This is a genomic window from Ruegeria sp. BI12, assembly GCF_056537985.1.
The window spans coordinates 1,693,674-1,714,215 of record NZ_JBQFSL010000001.1; the positions used below are offsets into that span (position 1 = coordinate 1,693,674).

The window sequence follows — 20,542 nt, forward strand, 5'->3', positions numbered from 1 at the left end:
TTATTCGTCCAAAGATCCATGAACCGCTAGCGCTTCCAGCTGGGTCTCTTGCGGCGTGATCACGCGGAATGCTTCACGTACCCCGGCGTCTGACAATTCACGCGAAACGGTCAGTAGCGTGTTCGGGTTATGCCCGTCACACAGTTCAGACATATGGGCAATCTCGGCCCGAGCGACGTCCATCGCAGCTTCGACCGACGGGGCCCCGTAGAGTTGCACAAAATGCTCTGACAGATTCTGCGCGATCTGGTCCAATTCGGCCTGTTCCACCTGAGTAACGGCAACGAATGTCACGCGCCCAAAGGTTTCAACTCCCAGCCAGCCATTTGCAAAGGCCTGACGCGCCTTCCCTTCCAGGTCGCCTTCGCCCCAATTGGAAAACTCGAAACCGCCCGAGATACACCACTCGCCGGTTCGAGCCGGAGAATGGAACACGTTCATGTCGCTTTCGTCGAAATGGATTGCGCGGGCCAGTTTCATCATCCGTTCTCCAACAATTCCGTCAGTGGGCGAAGCTGCGTGTCAGAACCGTGTCGGATCAGCATACCGAACCGTTCATCCGTTCCCAAGAACACACCGGTTTCACCGAAGGGCTCTCCTACGCCGCGCAGCAGGCCCATCCATTCGCCGTGCACCGGGGCGTTGCCCTCTTCCTGCCAACGGTTCAGCCATGTCAGCATGTGCCGCGACCAGCTTTCAATCAGCTGTGTCGCCGAAACGTCAGCACATCCTTCGTCGTACAGCGCTGTTACGTCCGGGTTTTCGCCCGGAGCCTCGCTGGTCTGCAGCAGCGCCAAGTCCCATCCGACGATCAGCCAATCCGGTTCCGCCAATGGTTCTTGATCCGAAGCCGCCACGCGGAACATTCCGCATTTGGCCCCGTTCACACAAATCAACCCATCCCAGCCCAGATGTACCGCGACCTCGGGCGGGGCAAGCGCGCCCAGCGCGTTCTGAAATCCGACCGAACACAGTGGCAGCATTGCCATTGCGTCCTGCAGGGCAACTTCCGGTGCAAAAACAATGGCGACACGCAGGCGGTCGGCCTGAATGTTGTAAATCAAGGTTCCCGCATCGCAGCCCAGCGCGGCCATAGCCTGCGCACGCTCGAACGGGTCTTCCCCACCCTGCACCGGGTGGCCCGTCAGCAGCGGGGGAAAGACCGGCTCGCTCATGCGTTGCCCTTAGCAATCATGTCACGCGCGATTTTGCGGAAAGCTTCGGCCTGTGGGCTATCGGGCTTGCTGACCACTATGGGCGCACCGCCATCGGCGGCGACGCGGATATCCAGATGCAGCGGGATTTCACCCAGCAAGGGAACGCCCAACGCCTCGGCTTCGGACTTAACACCGCCATGGCCGAACACGTGCTCTTCATGGCCGCAGTTCGAGCAGATATGCGTCGACATATTCTCGATCATCCCAAGGATGGGCGTCTTGAGCTGGTTGAACATGTCGATCCCCTTGCGGGCATCGATCAGCGCCACGTCTTGCGGGGTCGAAACGACGATTGCACCGTCCACTTTGAACTTCTGGCTCAAAGTCAGTTGCACATCACCGGTACCCGGTGGCAGGTCGACGATCAGCACGTCCAGCGCACCCCATTGCACCTGCCCCATCATCTGTTGCAACGCGCCCATCAACATTGGGCCGCGCCAGACAACGGCCTGCCCTTCATTGGTCATCAAACCCATCGACATCATGGTGACGCCGTGATTGCGCAAAGGCAGGATCGTCTTACCATCGGGGCTTGCTGGGCGTCCCGAGACACCCAGCATCCGCGGTTGCGACGGTCCGTAGACATCTGCGTCCAGCAGCCCCACGCGCCGACCCTCGGCGGCCAAGGCACAGGCGAGGTTGGCTGAAACAGTAGACTTGCCGACACCCCCCTTACCCGAAGCCACAGCGATAATCCTATCCACGCCCGGTACGGCCTGCGGGCCTGTCTGGGAAGGTTTAGGTTTGGGTTTTAAATCCGGCGGCGCCTTTTCGGAATGTGCGGTCAACATGGCCGATACAGTGGAAACGCCATCGACCAGTTGAGCGGCCTGTTCTGCTGCCGCTCGGACAGGTTCCATCCGCTCGGCCTGCTTGGGGTCGATCTCCAATACAAAGCGCACCGTGTCCCCTTCGACATTCAGTGCGCGAACGACGCCGGCGCTAACGATGTCCTGTCCGGAAACCGGATCGGTGATCTTTCTCAGGTTTGCAAGAACTGCGTCACGAACACTCATGCGTTATTCTCCTGTTGGAACCCGGTGGTAAGGGCTCTGCGTATCGACAAGCTGTGGTTGCCGCTCATTGCACGTGTCTCCGTCTCATTCAGTTCATTTGACGCATTTGCTGCCGTGCCGTTAGGCTGTGGCATGCGCTTTGTTCTCTTGTGCCTGAGCCTGACGCTCTCTGCCACCCCGTCTTGGTCGCAAGAGGCGATTGGTCTTGCCGCGCCAGACGAGGTTGCGGACTCCGGTCTGCTGCAACATATCCTTCCTCGCTTTTCTCTCAAGACCGGGATACGGGTTATTGCGGATAATGCGGGCGATTTGGTGCTGGAAACCACGCCTCCCGGTAGTCCTGTGTTCGCGCGCGATGGTGTCATCTATCACCTCCGGATCAGTGAAGACGCCAAACATGAACGGTTCCGCGACTGGCTGCTGTCCGACATTGGCAAACGGACGGTAGAGAGTTTTGCCCCCGAACAAGGTGCGCCCTTCTCAGCCAGTTTCGATATCGCGGCCACAGAGACCGAAACAGTGATCGACGGTGATACGTTGCGCGGCGAGGAATTGTCGATGACCCATTGCGGTCGGTGCCATGTGATCGGACCAAAAAACCGGATGAATGGTCTGGGATCGACGCCCTCTTTCGCGGTGCTGCGCGCCATGCCGGACTGGTCGGAAAGATTTGAGGCGTTCTTTGCCCTCAACCCGCACCCCGCTTTCACGCAGATTGACGGGCTGACCCCACCGTTTGATCCTCAGCGCCCATCGCCCATCTATCCGGTTGAGATGACGCTGGACGATCTGGAAGCCATCCTAGCTTTTGTCTCGGTCATTACTGCGGCAGATTTGGGTGCGCCCTTACAGCTTCAGTGATCCTTTCGTTTTGAGAAGTAATCCTCGGTCGTAACGACGCGGGGTTTTGGTGCGGATTGAAACGGATTGTCCTGTTGCTGAAACTGCGCGTTCACGCGGCAATTATCGCACATCTGTATCATCCGTGCCTTGTCCGAGGTGGCAAACATTGGATGCGTACCGGATAGTTTTTCCATTATCCTCTCGACAGTAGATTTTACACCGAACAAAGCTCCGCATTCCACGCAGGCGAACGGTTCCTCTTCATTCAGCACTTGCTGAGACAGGGCCGCATCGCTCAGGTCAAGCTGCGGGACAAGCGTAATCGCGTTCTCTGGGCAGATGCCTTTGCACAGCCCGCATTGCAGACAGGCATCCTGTTGAAAATTCAATTGCGGCTTGTCCGGGTTATCGATCAAAGCGCCTGACGGACACAGCGATACACAGCTGAGGCACAAGGTGCATGCATCCGTGTTCACCGCGACTGCACCATAAGGCGCGTTTTCTGGCAATGGCAGCGGCGCTTCGGCTTGCGGATGTAACGCCTGCGCAGCCAAACGCGCGATCTGACGACGGTTGCCCAATGGCAAAACAGGATCTGACAAAGGCTGTGGGACTTCTTGCGCATAAAGGGTATCGGACAAGGCATCCGGATCAACCTCGTCCACCAAGCCCAATGCATTCGGCCCTGCAATGGCCTGCGCCAAGGCCAGTTCACGGTCCAACGCATCACGCTCGGTTGTTGGGGCCAGCAAGACGTCCACGCGGGCGAAACCATGCGCCAGTGCAGCCAGCATCTCGGCATGACCAAACCCGGAAATAACGCTCAGTTCCAACGGGATCACATCCGCAGGCAAACCACGTCCAAATCTGGCGGCCAGGCGGATCATCTCGGCCCCGTAGGCATCATGGATTAATAAACGCGGCGCAACTCCTTCGGCTCGCCGATAGGTGCGCGCTAAAATATGCATCCGCGACAGCAACGCAGATATCGGCGGATCCTCGTAGGTGATTGCTGTTGAGGGGCAAACCGCGGCGCATTCCCCACAGCCTGCGCAGATCATCGGGTCGATTTCCACATGCTCACCGGCGGGTTTGATCGCACCGGTCGGGCAGATATCCAGACAGTTCGTGCAAGCGACCTGTTCGGCCCGTGAATGGGCACACAGCGTTTCTTCCATCCGCACATAAAGCGGCTTTTCGAACGTGCCGACCAATTGAACCGCCTCAAACGCCAACCGTTCGACGGATAGTGGATCTTTGGGGTCGGCGCGCAGATAGCCCTCGCGTTTGGTCGGGGCCTGCACCAGGGGGGATTCTCCGGTCAGATCAAGAACGATGTCGCAAGCTGACTGCGCCTTGTCCCGTGCCGCAGTCCATGTGAACGCTCCGCGCCCACCGGGTTCAAGCTGTTGAAACGCGTCCAGCCGCAAGGTGAAGCCGCCCAGCGCCCCGTTTAGCGATTTGATACGCCCACGCACCACGTCGAACGCGCGCGAGATCGGCGTAACCTCATCCGTGACGAGAACCGTAACCGCAAGAGTTCCTGACAGCTTTTCCGCAAGCGCAAAGGTTATATCGCCGGGGCCGATAATCAGGCATGTCCCTTCGCTATATACATCAACGCTGGGTGTCACTGGTTGCGGCAACAGAGCCTCAGCTGCCAACGCAGCCATTTTCGGAGCCGCACCCGCGCCCTCATCGGACCACCCGGCCCTGTCACGAAGATCAACAAATCCCGGAGCGTTCACACCCAGTTCTTCGGCCAGTGCCTGAAACACCTCTTGCTCTTGCCCGCAGGCAATAATGATGTCCCCCTGTTGCATCGCTGCAGAAGCAGCCCCCAACTCTCGTGTGCAAAGTGCTGTGTGAACCTTGGAACACTCCACCTCGCAGGCCGAACCAATGGTGTCGGAATCCAAAGGTTGAGACCCGGCGCAATCGCATAGCAGTAGTTTGGTGCTCATGATCCTCCCCCGGATACATCTCCGCCTCTTGGTATCGTAGGCTGTATTCCCGTTGCTGCAATGTAAACCCTTTGAGACTGAGGGCCGTTTGGATACCAAAACCCCTTAATTTACAACAAACAAAGGCTTCTGTTTGCCGTGATCACTGTTTTGCTACCTGCGATTACGACTAAGGTCGTACAGCGTGGGCTTGGCACCTTAGCGCTTTGTGTACCATAGTGGACCCTAGGGAAGGCATGGGAGAGCCTTCCGGGGAGGAGCCAGTGGCCAAGGCCGCAAGCCAGATTGAAATGCCAATCGGCGTCGTTGTGCGCAAAACACCCGGTGTAACCCGCTGGGCGAAATGGAACTGGCGCGCCATCGCCGTGCTGCCCGGTGCCGGGCCTGCGGACTGGCACGAAATGCGGCGCGAAGGCGAGGCCATCGAGTACCACGCAGCGACCCTGCCTCTGACGCTTTGGGCGGACGAGACCGAAGCCTATATGGTGAACCTGTCGGACGGCCAACCGTCGATCTACCTTGTTCTTCGTGATGCATTGGATGGTGAAAGGCCAATGGATGCAGTTCTGGTTACTGCGTCGCCTTTTGAAGGTCAGGACTACGCGGATACCGGCGAGGAGATTGTTGAGAAAATTCCGATGACCGAAGGGTTAATCGCCTGGGTGCGCGACTTCGCTTTGGAACATCACAGCGATGAGGTCTTTGTGAAACGCCGCAGGGACAAAAAGCGGATCGATCTGGTCGAAGACGGCAAGGGGGATGCACGTATCCGGCAAGAGTCTGATGTCTACCGCGCGCCTCGGAGGATCGTGCAATGACCGAAGCTCGCGATTTCTGGTCCCGCCGCAAAGCGGCGGTGCAAGCGGAAGCCGAGGCCGAAGTTATTTCAGTTGAAGAACAGACCATTGCCGCTCAGCACGCGGAATTGGAAGAAAAATCCGACGCCGAAATACTGGCTGAGCTTAACCTACCCGATCCAGATCAGCTGCAGGCGGGCGATGATGTCACTGGCTTTATGGCGAAGGCGGTGCCCGACCGCCTGCGTCGCCGTGCTTTGCGCCGACTGTGGCGGCTGAACCCGGTTTTGGCGAATGTCGATGGTCTTGTAGACTATGGTGAGGATTATACCGACGCGGCCTGTGTGATTGAAAATATTCAGACAGCCTACCAGGTCGGCAAGGGAATGCTCGCGCATGTCGAGGCTCTGGCGACTGAGGCCGAAGAGAGTGAAACGGACGAGACACCTCAACCGGACGAACTGCAGGATAGCCCGGTGGAAAGTGAAGAGTCCGCGCCAGAAGCTGTTTTGATGGCTGAGACTGATACTCCGGTCGACACGCAAGACGAGGTTGAGATCGTCCCTGCCCCGCGCCGTATGAAATTTGAATTCGAAGGAAAACCTGATGACCGCAAGTGAAGCGCAACAGTTGGACGTCTCAGCCGAGGATCGCATGCGCGCGGATTTCTACAACTTCCTGGGGCTGCTTTTGTCTGCGCCGCCGGATCAGATGTTGCTGGACCAGGTGTCTGGCCTGACAGGCGACGAAACTGATCTGGGACAGGCCATTCAGGCCATGGCCCGCGTCGCCAAGGTTACCAAGACCGCCTCAGCCGAGCGCGAGTTCAATGCGCTGTTCATCGGATTGGGGCGCGGTGAGCTGCTGCCCTATGCCAGTTTCTACCTCACTGGGTTCCTGAACGAGAAACCCTTGGCGCAGCTGCGCAACGACATGGTGATGCGTGGCATTACCCGAGCCCGGAACGTTTTCGAGCCGGAAGATAACATTGCTTCACTTATGGAGATGATGGCCGGAATGATCGTTGGTCGTTTTGGCGCACCGGCGTCGTTGGAAGATCAAAAGGCATTCTGGAGCAAGCATATCGGCCCTTGGGCCACGCATTTCTATTCGGATTTGGAGGGTGCTGAAAACTCGGTTCTCTATGCCTCGGTCGGTACTGCCGGTCGGGTTTTCATGGAGATCGAGCGCGAAGCCTTCCGAATGACGGCGGCGTAAGCCCGCCACTCGCCAGCGCCTGCAAAGGCGCTAGATCGCAAATGGGAGAGGAGAAGCCCATGAGCAAGAAAAAGGAAGAAGGCGCAACGCGCCGCGACTTCCTCAAACTGGCCGGAACCGCAGCCCCTGCTGCAGTCGCCGCCGCCAGCCTGAGCGGAAAGGCCGAGGCAGCTGAGCTTCCGACGGACGAAACCCGCATTCAGGACACTGCGCATACACGCGCCTACCTCGACAGCGCCCGGTTCTGAACCGGACGAGGTCACACCCGACTGACGGTTGCGATTGGCCCTGACGTCGGCAACAGCAGTACCAAGCCAGCCATGGCTTACATGGCGAGCAAGGGAGGAACGAAATGCTTAGGAAAAAGACCAACGGGGTTGCGAGACGCCCCCAGCGGACAAGTATCCTGTCCCAGGTCGGCGAGAAAACCGTCGATCGCCGCGCATTCCTGCGTGGCTCGGGCCTGACGATCGGCGGTCTTGCCGCGATCAGCGCCACGGGTGGAACCGTGACGCCAGCCAGCGCCCAGACAGCGGCAAATCAAGCTGTCGAAAACATAAAATCCATATGCACCCACTGTTCGGTCGGCTGTACGGTCGTCGCCGAAGTGCAGAATGGCGTCTGGATCGGGCAAGAACCCGGTTGGGATAGCCCGTTCAACCTGGGTGCACACTGTGCCAAAGGCGCCGCAGTTCGCGAGCACGCCCATGGTGAACGCCGCTTGAAGTATCCGATGAAAAAGGAAGGCGGCGAATGGAAGCGCATCAGTTGGGAAGAGGCGATCAACGAGATCGGCGACGGCATGATGAGCATCCGCGAAGAATCTGGGCCAGACAGCGTCTATTGGCTGGGTTCTGCGAAGCATAACAACGAACAGGCCTACCTGTTCCGCAAGTTCGCCGCCTATTGGGGCACGAATAACGTGGACCATCAGGCCCGGATCTGCCACTCAACCACGGTTGCGGGTGTTGCGAACACATGGGGCTACGGCGCCATGACCAATTCGTATAACGACATCCACAACTCTCGGGCCATCTTCATCATCGGCGGCAACCCGGCCGAGGCACACCCTGTCTCGCTGCTGCACGTTCTGCGCGCGAAAGAGCAGAACAACGCGCCGCTGATCGTCTGCGACCCGCGCTTTACGCGCACGGCAGCGCATGCGGATGAATATGTCCGCTTCCGCCCCGGTACAGACGTTGCTTTGGTCTGGGGTATTCTGTGGCACATCTTCGACAACGGATGGGAGGACAAAGAGTTCATCCGCACCCGTGTCTGGGGCATGGACCAGATCCGTGAAGAGGTTGCCAAGTGGAACCCGGAAGAGGTTGAGCGTGTCACCGGCACACCAGGCTCACAGCTAAAGCGTGTTGCGCGCACCATGGCCAACAACCGTCCCGGTACGGTGATCTGGTGTATGGGCGGTACGCAGCACACCAACGGCAACAACAACACTCGCGCCTACTGCGTGCTCCAGCTTGCTCTGGGCAACATGGGTACATCGGGTGGTGGCACCAACATCTTCCGCGGTCATGACAACGTGCAAGGTGCGACGGACCTTGGTGTTCTGTCCCACACCCTGCCCGGCTACTATGGCCTGTCAAAAGGTGCATGGGGTCACTGGGCACGTGTCTGGGGTGAAGAACCCGAATGGCTCGCTGGCCAGTTCGCGACGATCAAGGACAAGGAAGGCAAAGATAAACCGCTTCAGAACGAACGCGGCATCCCTGTTTCCCGCTGGATCGACGGGGTACTAGAAGACCCGGCAAACATGGATCAGGACAACAATGTCCGCGCCATGGTGTTGTGGGGCCACGCGCCCAACTCTCAGACCCGAATGACGGAAATGAAAACGGCGATGGAGAAGCTGGACATGCTGGTCGTGATCGACCCGTATCCCACCGTCTCGGCCGTTCTGCATGACCGCACCGATGGCGTCTACCTGTTGCCCGCCTGTACGCAGTTCGAAACCCGTGGCTCGGTCACGGCGTCGAACCGATCGCTGCAGTGGCGCGACAAGGTGGTGGAACCGCTGTTCGAAAGCCTGCCGGACGAGGTCATCATGGCCAAGTTCGCCAACAAGTTCGGATGGGCGGATCGGTTCTTCCGTAACATCGAAATGGACGACCCGGAAACACCGAATGTTGAAAGCATCACGCGTGAATTCAACTCGGGTCTCTGGACCATCGGTTACACCGGTCAGTCACCGGAACGTCTGAAAAGCCACATGGCCAACCAGCATACGTTCGACAGAACCACGCTGCAGGCAATCGGTGGACCAAACGACGGCGAGTACTACGGTCTGCCCTGGCCCTGTTGGGGCACGGCAGAGATGGGTCATACAGGGACACCAAACCTCTATGACATGTCTAAACCGGTGGCCGAAGGTGGCCTGACCTTCCGTGCCCGCTTTGGCGTGGAACGTGATGGCGACAACCTGCTGGCCGAAGGGGTCTACAGCGCTGGGTCGGAAATTCAGGATGGTTATCCCGAATTCACGATGCAGATGCTGATGGATCTTGGTTGGGACGGTGATCTGACCGCTGAAGAGCGGGCAGCAATCGACGCCGTTGCAGGACCGGAGACCAACTGGAAAACCGACCTGTCCGGCGGGATCCAGCGGGTCGCGATCGAGCACGGCTGTGCGCCCTTCGGGAACGCAAAGGCACGCGCGGTCGTCTGGACCTTCCCGGATCCGATCCCACTGCACCGCGAGCCGCTTTATACACCGCGGCGCGATCTGGTGGAGGATTACCCAACCTACGAGGACCGTCAGGCTTATCGCCTACCCACCCTTTATGCCTCGATCCAAAAGAATGACTTTTCAAAGGATTACCCGATAATCCTGACGTCTGGTCGTCTGGTCGAATATGAAGGCGGCGGTGATGAGACACGGTCAAACCCGTGGCTGGCTGAGCTGCAGCAAGACATGTTCGTCGAGATCAATCCCCGCGATGCCAACAACCTTGGTATTCGTGACGGATCACAGGTCTGGGTCGAAGGTCCTGAGGGCGGCAAGGTCAAGGTGATGGCGATGCTGACCAACAGGGTCGGTGCCGGCGTGGCCTTCATGCCATTCCACTTTGGCGGCCATTTCCAGGGCGAAGACCAGCGGCACAAATACCCCGCCGGTGCAGACCCCTATGTGCTGGGTGAAAGTACCAACACCGCCCAGACCTATGGCTATGATTCAGTGACCCAGATGCAGGAGACCAAGTGTACTCTCTGCAAGATCTCGGCAGCGTAAGGAGGACGAAAATGGCTAGAGCAAAGTTTCTCTGCGACGCTGAACGCTGCATCGAGTGCAACGCCTGCGTAACCGCGTGTAAGAACGAGCACGAGGTGCCGTGGGGCATCAACCGCCGCAGGGTGGTGACGATCAATGACGGCAACCCGGGCGAACGCTCGATTTCGGTGGCCTGTATGCATTGTTCGGATGCGCCTTGCATGGCGGTTTGTCCGGTCGACTGCTTCTATCAGAACGAAGAAGGTGTCGTCCTGCACTCCAAAGACCTGTGCATTGGCTGTGGCTATTGCTTCTATGCGTGCCCCTTCGGCGCGCCGCAATATCCACAGGCGGGCAACTTCGGATCGCGCGGCAAGATGGACAAATGTACCTTCTGCGCTGGTGGTCCCGAAGAAAACAACTCGACCGCAGAGTTCGCAAAATATGGTCGCAACCGGATCGCCGAGGGCAAACTGCCCATCTGCGCCGAGATGTGTTCCACCAAGGCCCTGCTCGCCGGTGACGGTGACGTGGTGTCGGCCATCTACCGCGAGCGCGTCGTAGCGCGCGGGTTTGGCTCGGGCGCTTGGGGTTGGGGCACTGCCTACGACCAGAAAGACGGGTAAAACCGTCTTCGTGAACCAAACAGGCGACCCGCGTTCGTGGGTCGTCTGAACAGGGATTTTGACCGAGGTTCAGATGTTCCGCTTACTCTCCGTATTGCTGCTGACATTTTTTGTGGCGCAAACCGCTGTCGCCCAATCAAGTGAAGCCGAAGCCCCTGCCCCTGCTGACAGGGCGCAGACCGGGGGCGCGACGACGCTTGAGGATATCATGGCGCGACAGCGCGGCGAACAGGTTGATGACAGCTACCGCGCGGACAATACCGGCCAAGGCAACGCCGAAGGCTTGCTTGGCCAGTTGGGCACGCGGGGTGTCGCCTCGGACAGCGACGTCTACCGCGCACTGCGCTATGGCTCGGCTGATGTGACAGTGTCGTCCAAAGGACCAGCTGCCGGAGTGCTGATTCAGGACGGCGGCATGTGGTGGTTGAACTTCCGCACCGGTCCGCTGCGCGAATATGGCAGCTACATCATCGGCGGAATGCTTATCATCCTTCTGCTTTTCTTCCTGATCCGTGGAAAGATCAGGATCGACGGCGAAAAGACCGGCCGCACGGTCACCCGCTTTGGAGGCTTTGAAAGGTTTGGCCATTGGCTGTTTGCCGGTTCATTCCTGATCCTCGGCATCACTGGTCTTTTGACCCTATATGGCCGCGACTTCCTGATGCCGATTTTCGGGAAAGAGGGCTTCGCAATGATCGCTCAGGGGTGCAAATGGTTGCACAACAACCTCGCATGGGCTTTCATGCTGGGGCTGATCATCGTCACCGTAAACTGGATCAGTCATAACATTCCGAACCGCGTCGATCTTAAATGGCTCGCCGCTGGTGGTGGACTGTTTACCAAAGGCAGCCATCCCCCAGCCAAGAAATTCAATGCCGGACAAAAGATCATTTTCTGGCTGTGCATACTGCTGGGCGTCTCGATCAGCCTGTCGGGCCTGTCGCTGCTGTTCCCGTTTGAAATGCCGCTGTTTGCCAAAACCTTCTCGATCGCAAACGCGACAGGCATTCCGCAAATGCTGGGCTTGAACCTACCAGTGCAAATGTCCCCGCAGGAGGAAATGCAATACGCTCAGGTCTGGCACGTCATGGTCGCCTACGCCTTCATCGCCATTATTCTAGCTCATATCTACTTGGGTTCGGTCGGCATGGAGGGTGCGTTCGACGCAATGGGAACCGGAGAGGTTGAAGAGCAATGGGCCCGCGAGCACCACTCGCTGTGGCTGGAAGAGGTGCAGGCAAAAGAGGCCAGCGAAGGAGCGGCCTCGCCCGCCGAATAAATGCGCAAGCTGGTTCTGGCACTGGCGCTGCTGCCCCTGCCCGCGATGGCCGAGTTCTTCACTCTTAAAGGCCACGGCGGGCCCATCATGGGGATCGCCACCGCGCCAGACGGTCGGATCGCAACAGCAAGTTTTGACAACTCGGTTGGCATATGGACCGGGCAATCGCCGAAATGGCTGGAAGGCCACGAGGCCGCAGTCAATTCCGTCGTATTCAACGGTACCGCGATCTATTCGGCTGGGGATGATTTTACCCTGCGCAAATGGCCTGGCGGTCAGATTGTTGGTCAGCACAAAGGCAAGATTGTAGGCGTCGCCGCGTCGAAGACCCATGTGGCAACGGCCAGTTGGGATGGGACCATCGGGCTGTGGCCGGTCGATGGCTCGGCGCCGTCGATGCTCGGGCCGACTGGAAGCGGTGTGAATGCCGTCGAATTCTCTGCAGACGGTTCGGAACTGTATTCCGCAGGTATCGATGGTTCACTGCGCATATGGGACGTTGCCAGCGGACAGGAAACGAACCGGTTCGTGGAACACGGATTTGGCATCAATGAGCTGGCACTGAACGAACAGGACAACTGGATTGCGTACGGCGCGGTTGATGGCGTCACCCGCATCCTCGACCTGACAACTGGCGACGAACGTGATTTCACTTTGGAACGCCGACCGATCCTTGCCTTGGCGCTCAGCCCGGATCGCAGCATGTTGGCCGTCGGAGATGGCGAAGGCTATATTATGATGATAGACACGGTCGAATGGCGCATCGCACAGGATTTCAGAGCGACCTTACGTGGCCCGGTCTGGGCATTGGCCTTTTCCACTGACGGGCAAAACTTGCATGCGGGCGGTATTGACGAGGCCATGTATAGCTGGCCAGTCGCTGCGCTGGGAGATCAGGAACAGATGGCTGCGGCTGAACCCAGCTTTTTGAAAGATCCCGAGGAAATGGAAAACGGTGAACGTCAGTTCGCCCGCAAATGTTCGATCTGCCATAGCCTGACCCCGGATGGCCAACGCCGGGCAGGTCCGACGCTCCACGGTGTGTTCGGGCGCAAAGCAGGTACCCTACGGGGATATTTTTACTCGGATACGCTGCAAGACTCTGATATCATTTGGAATGAAGAAACGATAAACGCTCTTTTTGACGAAGGGCCGGACCACTACATTCCGGGGTCGAAGATGCCGATGCAACGGATCACTCAGCCTCAGGATCGGGACGACCTGATCGCCTTTCTGCGCCGCGCCACGATGCCAGAAAATTGAGCCGGAGGAGACTATGAAAGCCTTTCTTGCTGCCGTCGCCGTTATGGCGGTGATCACTGTCGCCGCGCCATATACGCTGCAACAGATCGGTTTCAGTGCTGCGGATGCAGGGGCTGGCTCGGCTGTGCGTCTCGACTGAATGTCCGAATACTTGACCACCAAAGAACTGGCCGATCTCCTGCGCATTGGCGAGCGAAAGGCCTATGACCTGGCTTCATCGGGTGAGGTGCCGTGTGTGCGCGCTATGGGCAAGTTGCTTTTTCCGCGGGCCGAGGTGATTGCATGGCTGAACGCCTCGCGATCTGGCCCGGAAGTGGCCGAACCGCCCCTGCCCCCGATTGTCGCTGGCAGTCACGATCCGCTGCTGGACTGGGCGCTGCGCGAAAGCGGATCAGGCCTGGCGACATATTACGATGGCTCATTCGATGGGCTAACCCGGCTAAAAGATCGAAACGCACAGGCAGCAGCGCTGCACATTCATGAGGATGCCGGTTTTAACACCCGGACGCTTCAGGACACTTTGGGTGAGGCTCCGGTCGTTCTGTTTGAAATTGCTCATCGCCAGCGTGGTTTGCTGCTGGCGCCAGGCACGTCGGATATTCAGGGATTTGAACAGCTAAAAGGTCGACGTGTAATCCTGCGCCAGGACAGCGCCGCCAGCCAAAGACTGTTCGACGCCCAACTGGAAGCCCATGGTTTGACGCGCGAAGATCTGGAAGCCCTGCCCACCTGTGCCCGCACCGAGGAAGAGCTGGCAATCGCCCTGCATGATAGCAAAGCCGAGGTCGGGTTCGGGTTGGGTGCATTGGCCGGACTTTACGATCTGGAATTTGTCCCGACACATTCGGAACGCCTGGACCTCGCGATCTGGCGAAGAGCTTACTTTGATGATCCGATGCTGAAGTTGCTCAGCTTTGTACAATCCGACCGGTTCCTGAACCGCGCCAATGAGTTTGGCGGCTACGACCTGTCCGGTCTGGGAACAATCCACCACAATGGCGCCAGCGGGTAGTTTCCTATTTTGCGTTCGGAAAGAACAACTGATTGCCATTCAACTTAAAGGCCTCAATTGCGGTTTGCCCGTCCGGACCGATCAACCAATCTATGAACCGCTGCCCCGCAGCTGCGCGAACACCCGCATGTTTTTCGGGATTCACCAGAATGACGCCATATTGGTTAAACAAGCGCGGATCACCTTCGACCAAAACCTCAAGGTTCCCCCGGTTTCCAAAGGATTCCCACGTCGCCCGATCCGTCAGGGCATAAGCGTCCATGCCACTGGCCACGTTCAACGTCGCGCCCATGCCCGAACCTGTCTCGCGGTACCAGGTGCCCGATTCCGCTGTGGGGTCTACACCGGCGTCGCCCCAGTGGCGCATTTCAGCCTTATGGGTACCACTGTCATCCCCACGAGACGCAAAAGGAACTGCCGCTTCGGATACTGCGGTCAAGGCGGCCACAATGTCCGACCCGCCTTTCACCTTGGCGGGGTCTGATTTAGGCCCGACAAGGACAAAGTCATTGTACATCACATCGAACCGTTCAACGCCCCACCCGTCTTTGACAAACTGCTCTTCATCAGCCGTTGCATGGACCAGCAGAACATCCCCATCACCGTTGATCGCATTTCGGATCGCCTGCCCGGTGCCGACAGCCACAACGCGCACGTCGATCCCGGTTTCCGCTTCAAACCAAGGAAGGATGTAGTCGAACAGCCCCGAATTTTGGGTCGACGTTGTTGATTGTACGACGATAAAGGGCTCTTCGGCCGAGGCCGAACCTGCAATCAGGCCAAGGGAAACCAATGCTGCCCGAACGAAATTCCGGATCATTGTGAACTCCAGGTTTTTGTTATGTTACCAGCCCGCCTGCCAGATACCGGCGTGAGGCCTCGCTCTGTGGATCGTCCAATACCTGACGCGCGTCGCCATGTTCAACCACATGGCCACCCTGCATCATGACGACATCCGATGCCAGCCGACGCGCCTGACCAATGTCATGGGTCACCATGACAATGCGCACCCCTTCGGCTGACGCGCGCAGGATCATCCGTTCGATTACCTGAGTTGCACCTGGGTCCAGCGCACTGGTCGGTTCGTCCAGAAACAGCGTGTCCGGGTCCAGCGCCAGTGCGCGTAAGATGGCCAGCCTCTGCGCCTCGCCACCCGACAACGATCTGGCCGATTGCCGCGCCTTGCCCTCCAGCCCGCCTTGGATCAGCAACTCTGCGATACGCATCTTGCGGGCAGCGCGTGACAGGCCCTGCCGTTTCAGAACAAACTCCAGATTGGCCGCAACCGACCGGCGCAGTAAGACAGGCCGCTGGAAAACCATCGCCTGTCGCGCTTTATGATTGGAATTCAAGGGAACGCCGTCCTGTTCCACATGCCCCTTATCCGGAGCGATCAGCCCGTGCAAACATCGCAGCAACAGGCTTTTGCCAGACCCGTTCGGTCCAAGGATCAGGGTCGGACCCGGCCCGGCCAAATTCAGATGCGGTACGTCCAGCAACGCAGTGCCATTGCGTGCAATTTGTACTCCATGCACAGTGATGTGCCGCGCCATTTCCGAGACCAGATCACGCATGGCGCAACCCCTCTCGCTCGGCCCGCAGGCTAAGCGTGCTGACCATGGCGTTTACCGCCACAGCGATACCGATCAGGATCGCGCCAAGCGCAAGAGCGAGCGCAAGATTACCTTTGGATGTTTCCAATGCGATGGTGGTCGTCATCACACGGGTCACGTGATTGATATTGCCCCCGACAATAATCACTGCCCCAACTTCGGCAATGGCGCGGCCAAATCCGGCCAGTAATGCGGTGACCAGTGCGAGACGCGCGTCCCACAGCAATACCGGAACGGAAGCCAGACGCGATACACCAAGCGAACGGAGCTGTTCCGAGTATTCCTCGGCCAACATCTCGACCACTTGCCGCGTCAGCGCGGCAACAATGGGTGTCACCAGAACCACCTGCGCGATGATCATCGCGGTCGGTGTATATAGCAGTTCAAGAACTCCCAACGGCCCCGACCGAGACAACATCAGATAGACCAGCAGTCCAACCACGACGGGAGGAAACCCCATCAGAGCGTTCATCAGAACGATCAAGATCCGCCGCCCCGGAAAGCGCGAAACGGCCAGCGCAGCGCCAACAGGCATCCCAATCAGAGCAGAAATCAGGACGGCAAATACAGAAACTTTCAGGGACAAAAGCACAATCGCCCAAAGCTCTGGATCCCCGTTCAGGATCAGAGCGATAGCGGTGTTGAATTCTGATGCAAATCCCTGCATTTTTTCCGGACTATCGACTGTTTCGTACGAAATGCGCTGTTATTCATAGAATTCTACGCCATTTCGGCCTCAAGTACAGACACTTTTCCGACATAAGAAAAAGGAAACGCGGCCCCGTATGGGACCGCGTTTTTTCAGTTAATGCCTAGTTGATCAGTTCAGCGCTGCATCCGTGATCTGATGGGTCCAAGCACCATCCGGCTGTTTGGTGATGACTGGGTCTGATCCACCAGCCAGCAACGTGGCCACAGTGCGTTCAAAATCGGCCGGATCCAACGCACCATTCGAACCAGAGGTCAGTTTCGCGATCTCACCCATCATGCGTTTCTGATGCTCTTCGGTCTGGGCGCCGGTCTCATCGTTTTCCAGAACGATATCGGCGGCCTCTTCCGGGTTTTCTTCAGCGTATTTCCAACCTTTCATCGAGGCCCGGACAAAGCGCTCCATCTTGTCGGCGAATTCCGCATCACTCAGGTTTTCTTCGAGCACGTAAAGACCATCTTCAAGCGTCGCGACGCCCTGATCTTCGTATTTGAAAGTCACCAGTTCATCCGGGCTGACGCCCGCATCAATGACCTGCCAGTATTCGTTGTAAGTCATCGTGCTGATGCAATCAGCCTGGCGTTGCAGAAGTGGATCGACGTTGAATCCCTGCTTCAAAACTTCAACACCGCTTTCGCTTTTGCCACCCGTGTCGATCCCCAGTTGGCTCATCCAGCTCATGAATGGGAACTCGTTGCCAAAGAACCAAACGCCCAGCGTGCGGTTCTTGAGGTCCTCGGGCGCGGCGATCCCGGCATCTTTCCAGCAGGTCAGCATCATGCCCGAGCTTTTGAACGGTTGCGCAATGTTCACCAACGGCAGACCCTTTTCACGCGCGGCCAGTGCTGCGGGCATCCACTCGACTGTTACATCGGCGCCGCCACCAGCAATCACCTGTGTCGGCGCGATGTCTGGTCCGCCTGGCAGAATGGTAACGTCCAGCCCCTCTTCCTCGTAGAACCCCTTGTCTTTGGCGACATAATAGCCTGCGAATTGCGCTTGCGTGACCCACTTTAGCTGCAATGTCACCTCATCCGCTGCCAAGGCCGAACTGGCGGCCAGACTAAAGGCGGCTATCGCCCCGCTGAGTAGCTTATTCATCTTCATATCTCCTAGTTGCTGTTGGCGCCCCTTTTGGGGTCTGTTGAATTCTTTTTTATCCACGCTGAGACGGATGCCAGAATGTCACCGCCTTTTCGATCATGGCCACAAGGCCGTAAAACGCCGTTCCAGCCAAAGCGGCCACCACAATCTCGGCCCAGACCATATCCAGGGACAATTGCCCGACACTGGTTGAAATCCGAAAGCCCATGCCTAGCGTGGGTGAGCCAAAGAACTCTGCCACGATAGCGCCGATTAACGCCAGGGTGGTAGAAATCTTTAAGCCATTGAAGATAAAGGGCATCGCGGCTGGCAAACGCAGCTTCAGAAAGCTTTGCCAATAGGTGGCTGCATAGGTCTCCATCAGATCGCGCTGCATGGCCGTGGCCTCGCGCAATCCGGCAACCGTATTCACTAACATTGGGAAGAATACCATCACCACAACCACCGCTGCTTTGGAGTGCCAGTCGAAGCCGAACCACATCACCAGAATGGGTGCAGTTCCAACAATTGGAAGCGCAGCGACGAAGTTTCCGACGGGCAGTAGCCCGAGGCGCAGGAAATCCCAGCGATCCACTGCGATAGCCATCAGGAATGCTGCGCCACAGCCGATTACGTATCCGCTGAACGCCCCCTTGATGATGGTCTGAACAAAATCTGCCCACAGGATCGGCAGGCTATCGACAAAACGCACCGCAATTACGGATGGTGCCGGCAGTATGACCAGAGAAACATTGAGTCCTCTGACAAGCAGCTCCCAAATTACGATGATAGTTATGCCAAAGATGAATGGTGCCAAGAAACGCACAATACGCGTATCGGCATAAGGTCCGCTAGCCAGACGGCTGTTCAGCCACCAGCCCAGCACCCAGACGGCGATTGCAATCAGCACCAGTATCATTGCGCCATCCCCATTCTTTTCAGCACTGTCCGTTCAACAAGCCCCAGCAAGCCAACCAGACAGGCCGCCAGAATGGCCGCCGCAAACAAGGCCGACCATATTTGCACGGTTTGTCCATAGTAGCTGCCCGCCAGCAAACGTGCACCCAGACCGGCCACCGCTCCTGTTGGCAATTCACCAACAATGGCACCAACCAGCGACGCCGCGATGCCAATTTTCAACGACGTAAACAGATACGGCATCGACGCGGGCAAGCGCAGCTTCCAGAACCCCTGAGACCGGCTGGCATTATAGGTGCGCAGTAGGTCCAGTTGCATTGCGTCAGGGCTGCGCAGGCCTTTAACCATTCCGACAACCACCGGGAAAAAGCTCAGATAGGCCGAGATGATCGCCTTGGGAATGATCCCCTGAATACCAATCGAATAGAGAACCACGATAATCATCGGTGCGAGTGCGATAATCGGGATAGTCTGGCTGACAATGGCCCAGGGCATGACAGACAAGTCCATCACACGGCTGTGCACGATGCCCACGGCCAGCAATATGCCCAGCCCTGTGCCAATCGCAAAACCCAACATCGTCGCGCTGAGCGTCACCCAGCCGTGATAGATAAGTGACCGTTTCGAAGTGATTTTTTTCTTTGCCGTGGTCTCCCACATTTCGATGGCGACCTGATGCGGGGCCGGCAGACGGGGGCGGTCCTGCTCCCACGTGGCTGGAATGGCAAAGCTATTGTTCAACACCAGTCCGAATTCGGACATATCCCGACGGTCTTTAGCTGACGGCGGTTGCACTTCGGCCCCGGCGCGCTCTTGCTCGGTCAATACGCCTTTGATGTTCATTGGAACGCAAGCCGCGTACCAAAACGCAATGATCACCGCGAGAACGGTCAGAACGGCCCAGAAAGCTTTGAATCCGTCATTCATCGTCCGCATGCCCCGCCCTCAGGCCTTCGCGCACGCGATGGGCGACCTCGATGAACTCTGGCGTATCACGGATATCCAAAGGCCGTTCTTTTGGCAGAGGGCTGTCGATCACGTCTGTAATCCGCCCCGGCCGTGGGCTCATCACCACGATCTTGGTGCTCAGATACACCGCCTCTGGGATCGAGTGCGTGACGAAACCAATGGTCTTTTCCGTCCGCGCCCACAGCGCCAGAAGCTGTTCGTTCAGGTGATCCCGAACAATCTCATCCAGCGCACCAAAGGGTTCGTCCATTAGCAGGATGTCCGCGTCAAAGGCCAAGGCGCGCGCGATACTGGCCCGCTGCTGCATTCCTCCGGACAACTGCCATGGAAACTTGCCTCCAAATCCTTCAAGATCAACAAGTTCCAGAACGTTTCTCACACGTTCATCTTGCTCGGCGGCCGAATACCCCATGATCTCAAGCGGTAGCTTGATGTTCTTAGCGATGGTGCGCCAAGGATACAGACCTGCCGCCTGAAACACGTACCCATAAGCCCGGTTCCGCCGCGCTTCGTCCGGGGTCATGCCGTTGACGGTCAGGGTTCCACCCGTTGGGGTTTCCAATGCCGCGATACAGCGCAGGAAGGTGGTTTTGCCGCAGCCCGAGGGGCCAATAAAACTGACGAATTCGCCCTTGCCGACAGTCAGGTTGACGTCTTTCAACGCGTGAATCGGTCCGTCATTGGTTTGGAAGGTCAGATCCAGCTGCCTTGCCTCGATCACGGGCTGGGTAGTGCTTTCAGTATTCATTCCATAGCCTTGAAAAGATTTGATTTTGGGCCGTCACAGAG

General features: G+C 57.8%; 22 protein-coding genes. 11 read left to right on the forward strand and 11 right to left on the reverse strand.

What is annotated here, in order from left to right; genetic code table 11:
• Genes ACR0AK_RS08655 through ACR0AK_RS08665 form a run of 3 tightly spaced genes read right to left on the reverse strand, consistent with a single transcriptional unit; the run spans position 1 to position 2,233 of the window.
• Entirely contained in the window at positions 1 to 480 is a 480-nt protein-coding gene (locus tag ACR0AK_RS08655; protein ID WP_170557793.1) for a DUF6505 family protein, read from the reverse strand.
• On the reverse strand, positions 480 to 1,175 hold the full coding sequence (locus ACR0AK_RS08660) for a biotin/lipoate--protein ligase family protein (protein WP_480793019.1): 696 nt from the start codon (positions 1,173 to 1,175) through the stop codon (positions 480 to 482). The genes ACR0AK_RS08655 and ACR0AK_RS08660 overlap by 1 nt, the downstream gene beginning before the upstream one ends.
• Positions 1,172 to 2,233, reverse strand: a complete 1,062-nt coding sequence (locus ACR0AK_RS08665) for an Mrp/NBP35 family ATP-binding protein (RefSeq protein WP_170557797.1) — start codon at positions 2,231 to 2,233, stop codon at positions 1,172 to 1,174. The genes ACR0AK_RS08660 and ACR0AK_RS08665 overlap by 4 nt, the downstream gene beginning before the upstream one ends.
• Before the next feature lie 132 nt (positions 2,234 to 2,365).
• On the opposite strand from ACR0AK_RS08665, the gene ACR0AK_RS08670 reads away from it, so the two are divergent.
• Positions 2,366 to 3,094, forward strand: a complete 729-nt coding sequence (locus tag ACR0AK_RS08670; RefSeq protein WP_170557799.1) for a c-type cytochrome — start codon at positions 2,366 to 2,368, stop codon at positions 3,092 to 3,094.
• Here ACR0AK_RS08670 and ACR0AK_RS08675 read toward each other — a convergent pair.
• Positions 3,088 to 5,040: a 4Fe-4S binding protein gene (locus tag ACR0AK_RS08675; protein ID WP_480793020.1), complete on the reverse strand. Its 1,953-nt coding sequence runs from the start codon at positions 5,038 to 5,040 to the stop codon at positions 3,088 to 3,090. The genes ACR0AK_RS08670 and ACR0AK_RS08675 overlap by 7 nt on opposite strands.
• Positions 5,041 to 5,303: 263 nt before the next feature.
• Between ACR0AK_RS08675 and ACR0AK_RS08680 the strand changes: the two genes are divergently transcribed.
• The 10 genes from ACR0AK_RS08680 (at position 5,304) to ACR0AK_RS08725 (ending at position 14,461) form a co-directional block, all read left to right on the forward strand.
• A complete protein-coding gene (locus ACR0AK_RS08680) occupies positions 5,304 to 5,858 on the forward strand; it encodes a DUF3305 domain-containing protein (RefSeq protein ID WP_170557803.1) in 555 nt (184 codons plus the stop codon).
• Positions 5,855 to 6,457 (forward strand): DUF3306 domain-containing protein, encoded by a 603-nt coding sequence (locus tag ACR0AK_RS08685; protein ID WP_480793021.1) that lies wholly within the window; start codon positions 5,855 to 5,857, stop codon positions 6,455 to 6,457. Before ACR0AK_RS08680 ends, ACR0AK_RS08685 begins: the two co-directional genes overlap by 4 nt.
• Positions 6,444 to 7,055, forward strand: a complete 612-nt coding sequence (locus tag ACR0AK_RS08690) for a TorD/DmsD family molecular chaperone (protein ID WP_480793022.1) — start codon at positions 6,444 to 6,446, stop codon at positions 7,053 to 7,055. The genes ACR0AK_RS08685 and ACR0AK_RS08690 overlap by 14 nt, the downstream gene beginning before the upstream one ends.
• Positions 7,056 to 7,114: 59 nt before the next feature.
• Positions 7,115 to 7,303, forward strand: a complete 189-nt coding sequence (locus ACR0AK_RS08695) for a ubiquinol-cytochrome c reductase iron-sulfur subunit N-terminal domain-containing protein (protein ID WP_170412382.1) — start codon at positions 7,115 to 7,117, stop codon at positions 7,301 to 7,303.
• A 104-nt stretch (positions 7,304 to 7,407) separates the two neighbouring features.
• Positions 7,408 to 10,302: a formate dehydrogenase subunit alpha gene (locus tag ACR0AK_RS08700; protein ID WP_170557809.1), complete on the forward strand. Its 2,895-nt coding sequence runs from the start codon at positions 7,408 to 7,410 to the stop codon at positions 10,300 to 10,302.
• A gap of 11 nt (positions 10,303 to 10,313) precedes the next feature.
• Positions 10,314 to 10,907, forward strand: a complete 594-nt coding sequence (fdh3B, locus tag ACR0AK_RS08705) for a formate dehydrogenase FDH3 subunit beta (RefSeq protein WP_058273836.1) — start codon at positions 10,314 to 10,316, stop codon at positions 10,905 to 10,907.
• Positions 10,908 to 10,980: 73 nt separating this feature from the next.
• Positions 10,981 to 12,186, forward strand: coding sequence for a formate dehydrogenase subunit gamma (locus ACR0AK_RS08710; protein ID WP_480793023.1), 1,206 nt, complete (start codon positions 10,981 to 10,983; stop codon positions 12,184 to 12,186).
• Positions 12,187 to 13,449, forward strand: a complete 1,263-nt coding sequence (locus ACR0AK_RS08715; RefSeq protein ID WP_170557813.1) for a c-type cytochrome — start codon at positions 12,187 to 12,189, stop codon at positions 13,447 to 13,449.
• Positions 13,450 to 13,462: 13 nt separating this feature from the next.
• Positions 13,463 to 13,588: a hypothetical protein gene (locus ACR0AK_RS08720; RefSeq protein WP_302477271.1), complete on the forward strand. Its 126-nt coding sequence runs from the start codon at positions 13,463 to 13,465 to the stop codon at positions 13,586 to 13,588.
• Positions 13,589 to 14,461, forward strand: coding sequence for a helix-turn-helix transcriptional regulator (locus ACR0AK_RS08725; RefSeq protein ID WP_170557814.1), 873 nt, complete (start codon positions 13,589 to 13,591; stop codon positions 14,459 to 14,461).
• Positions 14,462 to 14,465: 4 nt separating this feature from the next.
• On the opposite strand, the gene ACR0AK_RS08730 is transcribed toward ACR0AK_RS08725, so the two are convergent.
• The 7 genes from ACR0AK_RS08730 to ACR0AK_RS08760 form a co-directional block, all read right to left on the reverse strand.
• Positions 14,466 to 15,281, reverse strand: a complete 816-nt coding sequence (locus ACR0AK_RS08730) for an ABC transporter substrate-binding protein (RefSeq protein ID WP_170557815.1) — start codon at positions 15,279 to 15,281, stop codon at positions 14,466 to 14,468.
• Between the two features lie 19 nt (positions 15,282 to 15,300).
• Positions 15,301 to 16,035 (reverse strand): ATP-binding cassette domain-containing protein, encoded by a 735-nt coding sequence (locus ACR0AK_RS08735; protein WP_480793024.1) that lies wholly within the window; start codon positions 16,033 to 16,035, stop codon positions 15,301 to 15,303.
• Entirely contained in the window at positions 16,028 to 16,741 is a 714-nt protein-coding gene (locus ACR0AK_RS08740; RefSeq protein ID WP_170557819.1) for an ABC transporter permease, read from the reverse strand. Before ACR0AK_RS08740 ends, ACR0AK_RS08735 begins: the two co-directional genes overlap by 8 nt.
• Positions 16,742 to 16,894: 153 nt before the next feature.
• Positions 16,895 to 17,884: an ABC transporter substrate-binding protein gene (locus tag ACR0AK_RS08745; RefSeq protein ID WP_170557821.1), complete on the reverse strand. Its 990-nt coding sequence runs from the start codon at positions 17,882 to 17,884 to the stop codon at positions 16,895 to 16,897.
• A 55-nt stretch (positions 17,885 to 17,939) separates the two neighbouring features.
• The gene (locus ACR0AK_RS08750) at positions 17,940 to 18,785 is read right to left on the reverse strand and encodes an ABC transporter permease (protein ID WP_480793025.1); all 846 of its coding nucleotides are present in this window, start codon (positions 18,783 to 18,785) and stop codon (positions 17,940 to 17,942) included.
• Positions 18,782 to 19,711: an ABC transporter permease gene (locus tag ACR0AK_RS08755; protein ID WP_480793652.1), complete on the reverse strand. Its 930-nt coding sequence runs from the start codon at positions 19,709 to 19,711 to the stop codon at positions 18,782 to 18,784. The genes ACR0AK_RS08750 and ACR0AK_RS08755 overlap by 4 nt, the downstream gene beginning before the upstream one ends.
• Positions 19,704 to 20,501, reverse strand: coding sequence for an ABC transporter ATP-binding protein (locus tag ACR0AK_RS08760; protein ID WP_480793026.1), 798 nt, complete (start codon positions 20,499 to 20,501; stop codon positions 19,704 to 19,706). Before ACR0AK_RS08760 ends, ACR0AK_RS08755 begins: the two co-directional genes overlap by 8 nt.
• Between the last annotated feature and the right edge of the window lie 41 nt (positions 20,502 to 20,542).

Excerpts from the sequence above, each read along its gene's own strand:
- ACR0AK_RS08675 (WP_480793020.1), bottom strand. The coding sequence starts at position 5,040 with ATGAGCACCAAACTACTGCTATGCGATTGCGCCGGGTCTCAACCTTTG.
- ACR0AK_RS08740 (WP_170557819.1), bottom strand. The coding sequence starts at position 16,741 with ATGCAGGGATTTGCATCAGAATTCAACACCGCTATCGCTCTGATCCTG.
- ACR0AK_RS08655 (WP_170557793.1), bottom strand. The coding sequence starts at position 480 with ATGAAACTGGCCCGCGCAATCCATTTCGACGAAAGCGACATGAACGTG.
- ACR0AK_RS08695 (WP_170412382.1), top strand. The coding sequence starts at position 7,115 with ATGAGCAAGAAAAAGGAAGAAGGCGCAACGCGCCGCGACTTCCTCAAA.
- ACR0AK_RS08745 (WP_170557821.1), bottom strand. The coding sequence starts at position 17,884 with ATGAATAAGCTACTCAGCGGGGCGATAGCCGCCTTTAGTCTGGCCGCC.
- ACR0AK_RS08720 (WP_302477271.1), top strand. The coding sequence starts at position 13,463 with ATGAAAGCCTTTCTTGCTGCCGTCGCCGTTATGGCGGTGATCACTGTC.
- ACR0AK_RS08685 (WP_480793021.1), top strand. The coding sequence starts at position 5,855 with ATGACCGAAGCTCGCGATTTCTGGTCCCGCCGCAAAGCGGCGGTGCAA.
- ACR0AK_RS08725 (WP_170557814.1), top strand. The coding sequence starts at position 13,589 with ATGTCCGAATACTTGACCACCAAAGAACTGGCCGATCTCCTGCGCATT.
- ACR0AK_RS08750 (WP_480793025.1), bottom strand. The coding sequence starts at position 18,785 with ATGATACTGGTGCTGATTGCAATCGCCGTCTGGGTGCTGGGCTGGTGG.
- ACR0AK_RS08660 (WP_480793019.1), bottom strand. The coding sequence starts at position 1,175 with ATGAGCGAGCCGGTCTTTCCCCCGCTGCTGACGGGCCACCCGGTGCAG.
- fdh3B (WP_058273836.1), top strand. The coding sequence starts at position 10,314 with ATGGCTAGAGCAAAGTTTCTCTGCGACGCTGAACGCTGCATCGAGTGC.
- ACR0AK_RS08710 (WP_480793023.1), top strand. The coding sequence starts at position 10,981 with ATGTTCCGCTTACTCTCCGTATTGCTGCTGACATTTTTTGTGGCGCAA.
- ACR0AK_RS08730 (WP_170557815.1), bottom strand. The coding sequence starts at position 15,281 with ATGATCCGGAATTTCGTTCGGGCAGCATTGGTTTCCCTTGGCCTGATT.
- ACR0AK_RS08735 (WP_480793024.1), bottom strand. The coding sequence starts at position 16,035 with ATGCGTGATCTGGTCTCGGAAATGGCGCGGCACATCACTGTGCATGGA.
- ACR0AK_RS08755 (WP_480793652.1), bottom strand. The coding sequence starts at position 19,711 with ATGAATGACGGATTCAAAGCTTTCTGGGCCGTTCTGACCGTTCTCGCG.
- ACR0AK_RS08670 (WP_170557799.1), top strand. The coding sequence starts at position 2,366 with ATGCGCTTTGTTCTCTTGTGCCTGAGCCTGACGCTCTCTGCCACCCCG.
- ACR0AK_RS08700 (WP_170557809.1), top strand. The coding sequence starts at position 7,408 with ATGCTTAGGAAAAAGACCAACGGGGTTGCGAGACGCCCCCAGCGGACA.
- ACR0AK_RS08760 (WP_480793026.1), bottom strand. The coding sequence starts at position 20,501 with ATGAATACTGAAAGCACTACCCAGCCCGTGATCGAGGCAAGGCAGCTG.
- ACR0AK_RS08690 (WP_480793022.1), top strand. The coding sequence starts at position 6,444 with ATGACCGCAAGTGAAGCGCAACAGTTGGACGTCTCAGCCGAGGATCGC.
- ACR0AK_RS08665 (WP_170557797.1), bottom strand. The coding sequence starts at position 2,233 with ATGAGTGTTCGTGACGCAGTTCTTGCAAACCTGAGAAAGATCACCGAT.
- ACR0AK_RS08715 (WP_170557813.1), top strand. The coding sequence starts at position 12,187 with ATGCGCAAGCTGGTTCTGGCACTGGCGCTGCTGCCCCTGCCCGCGATG.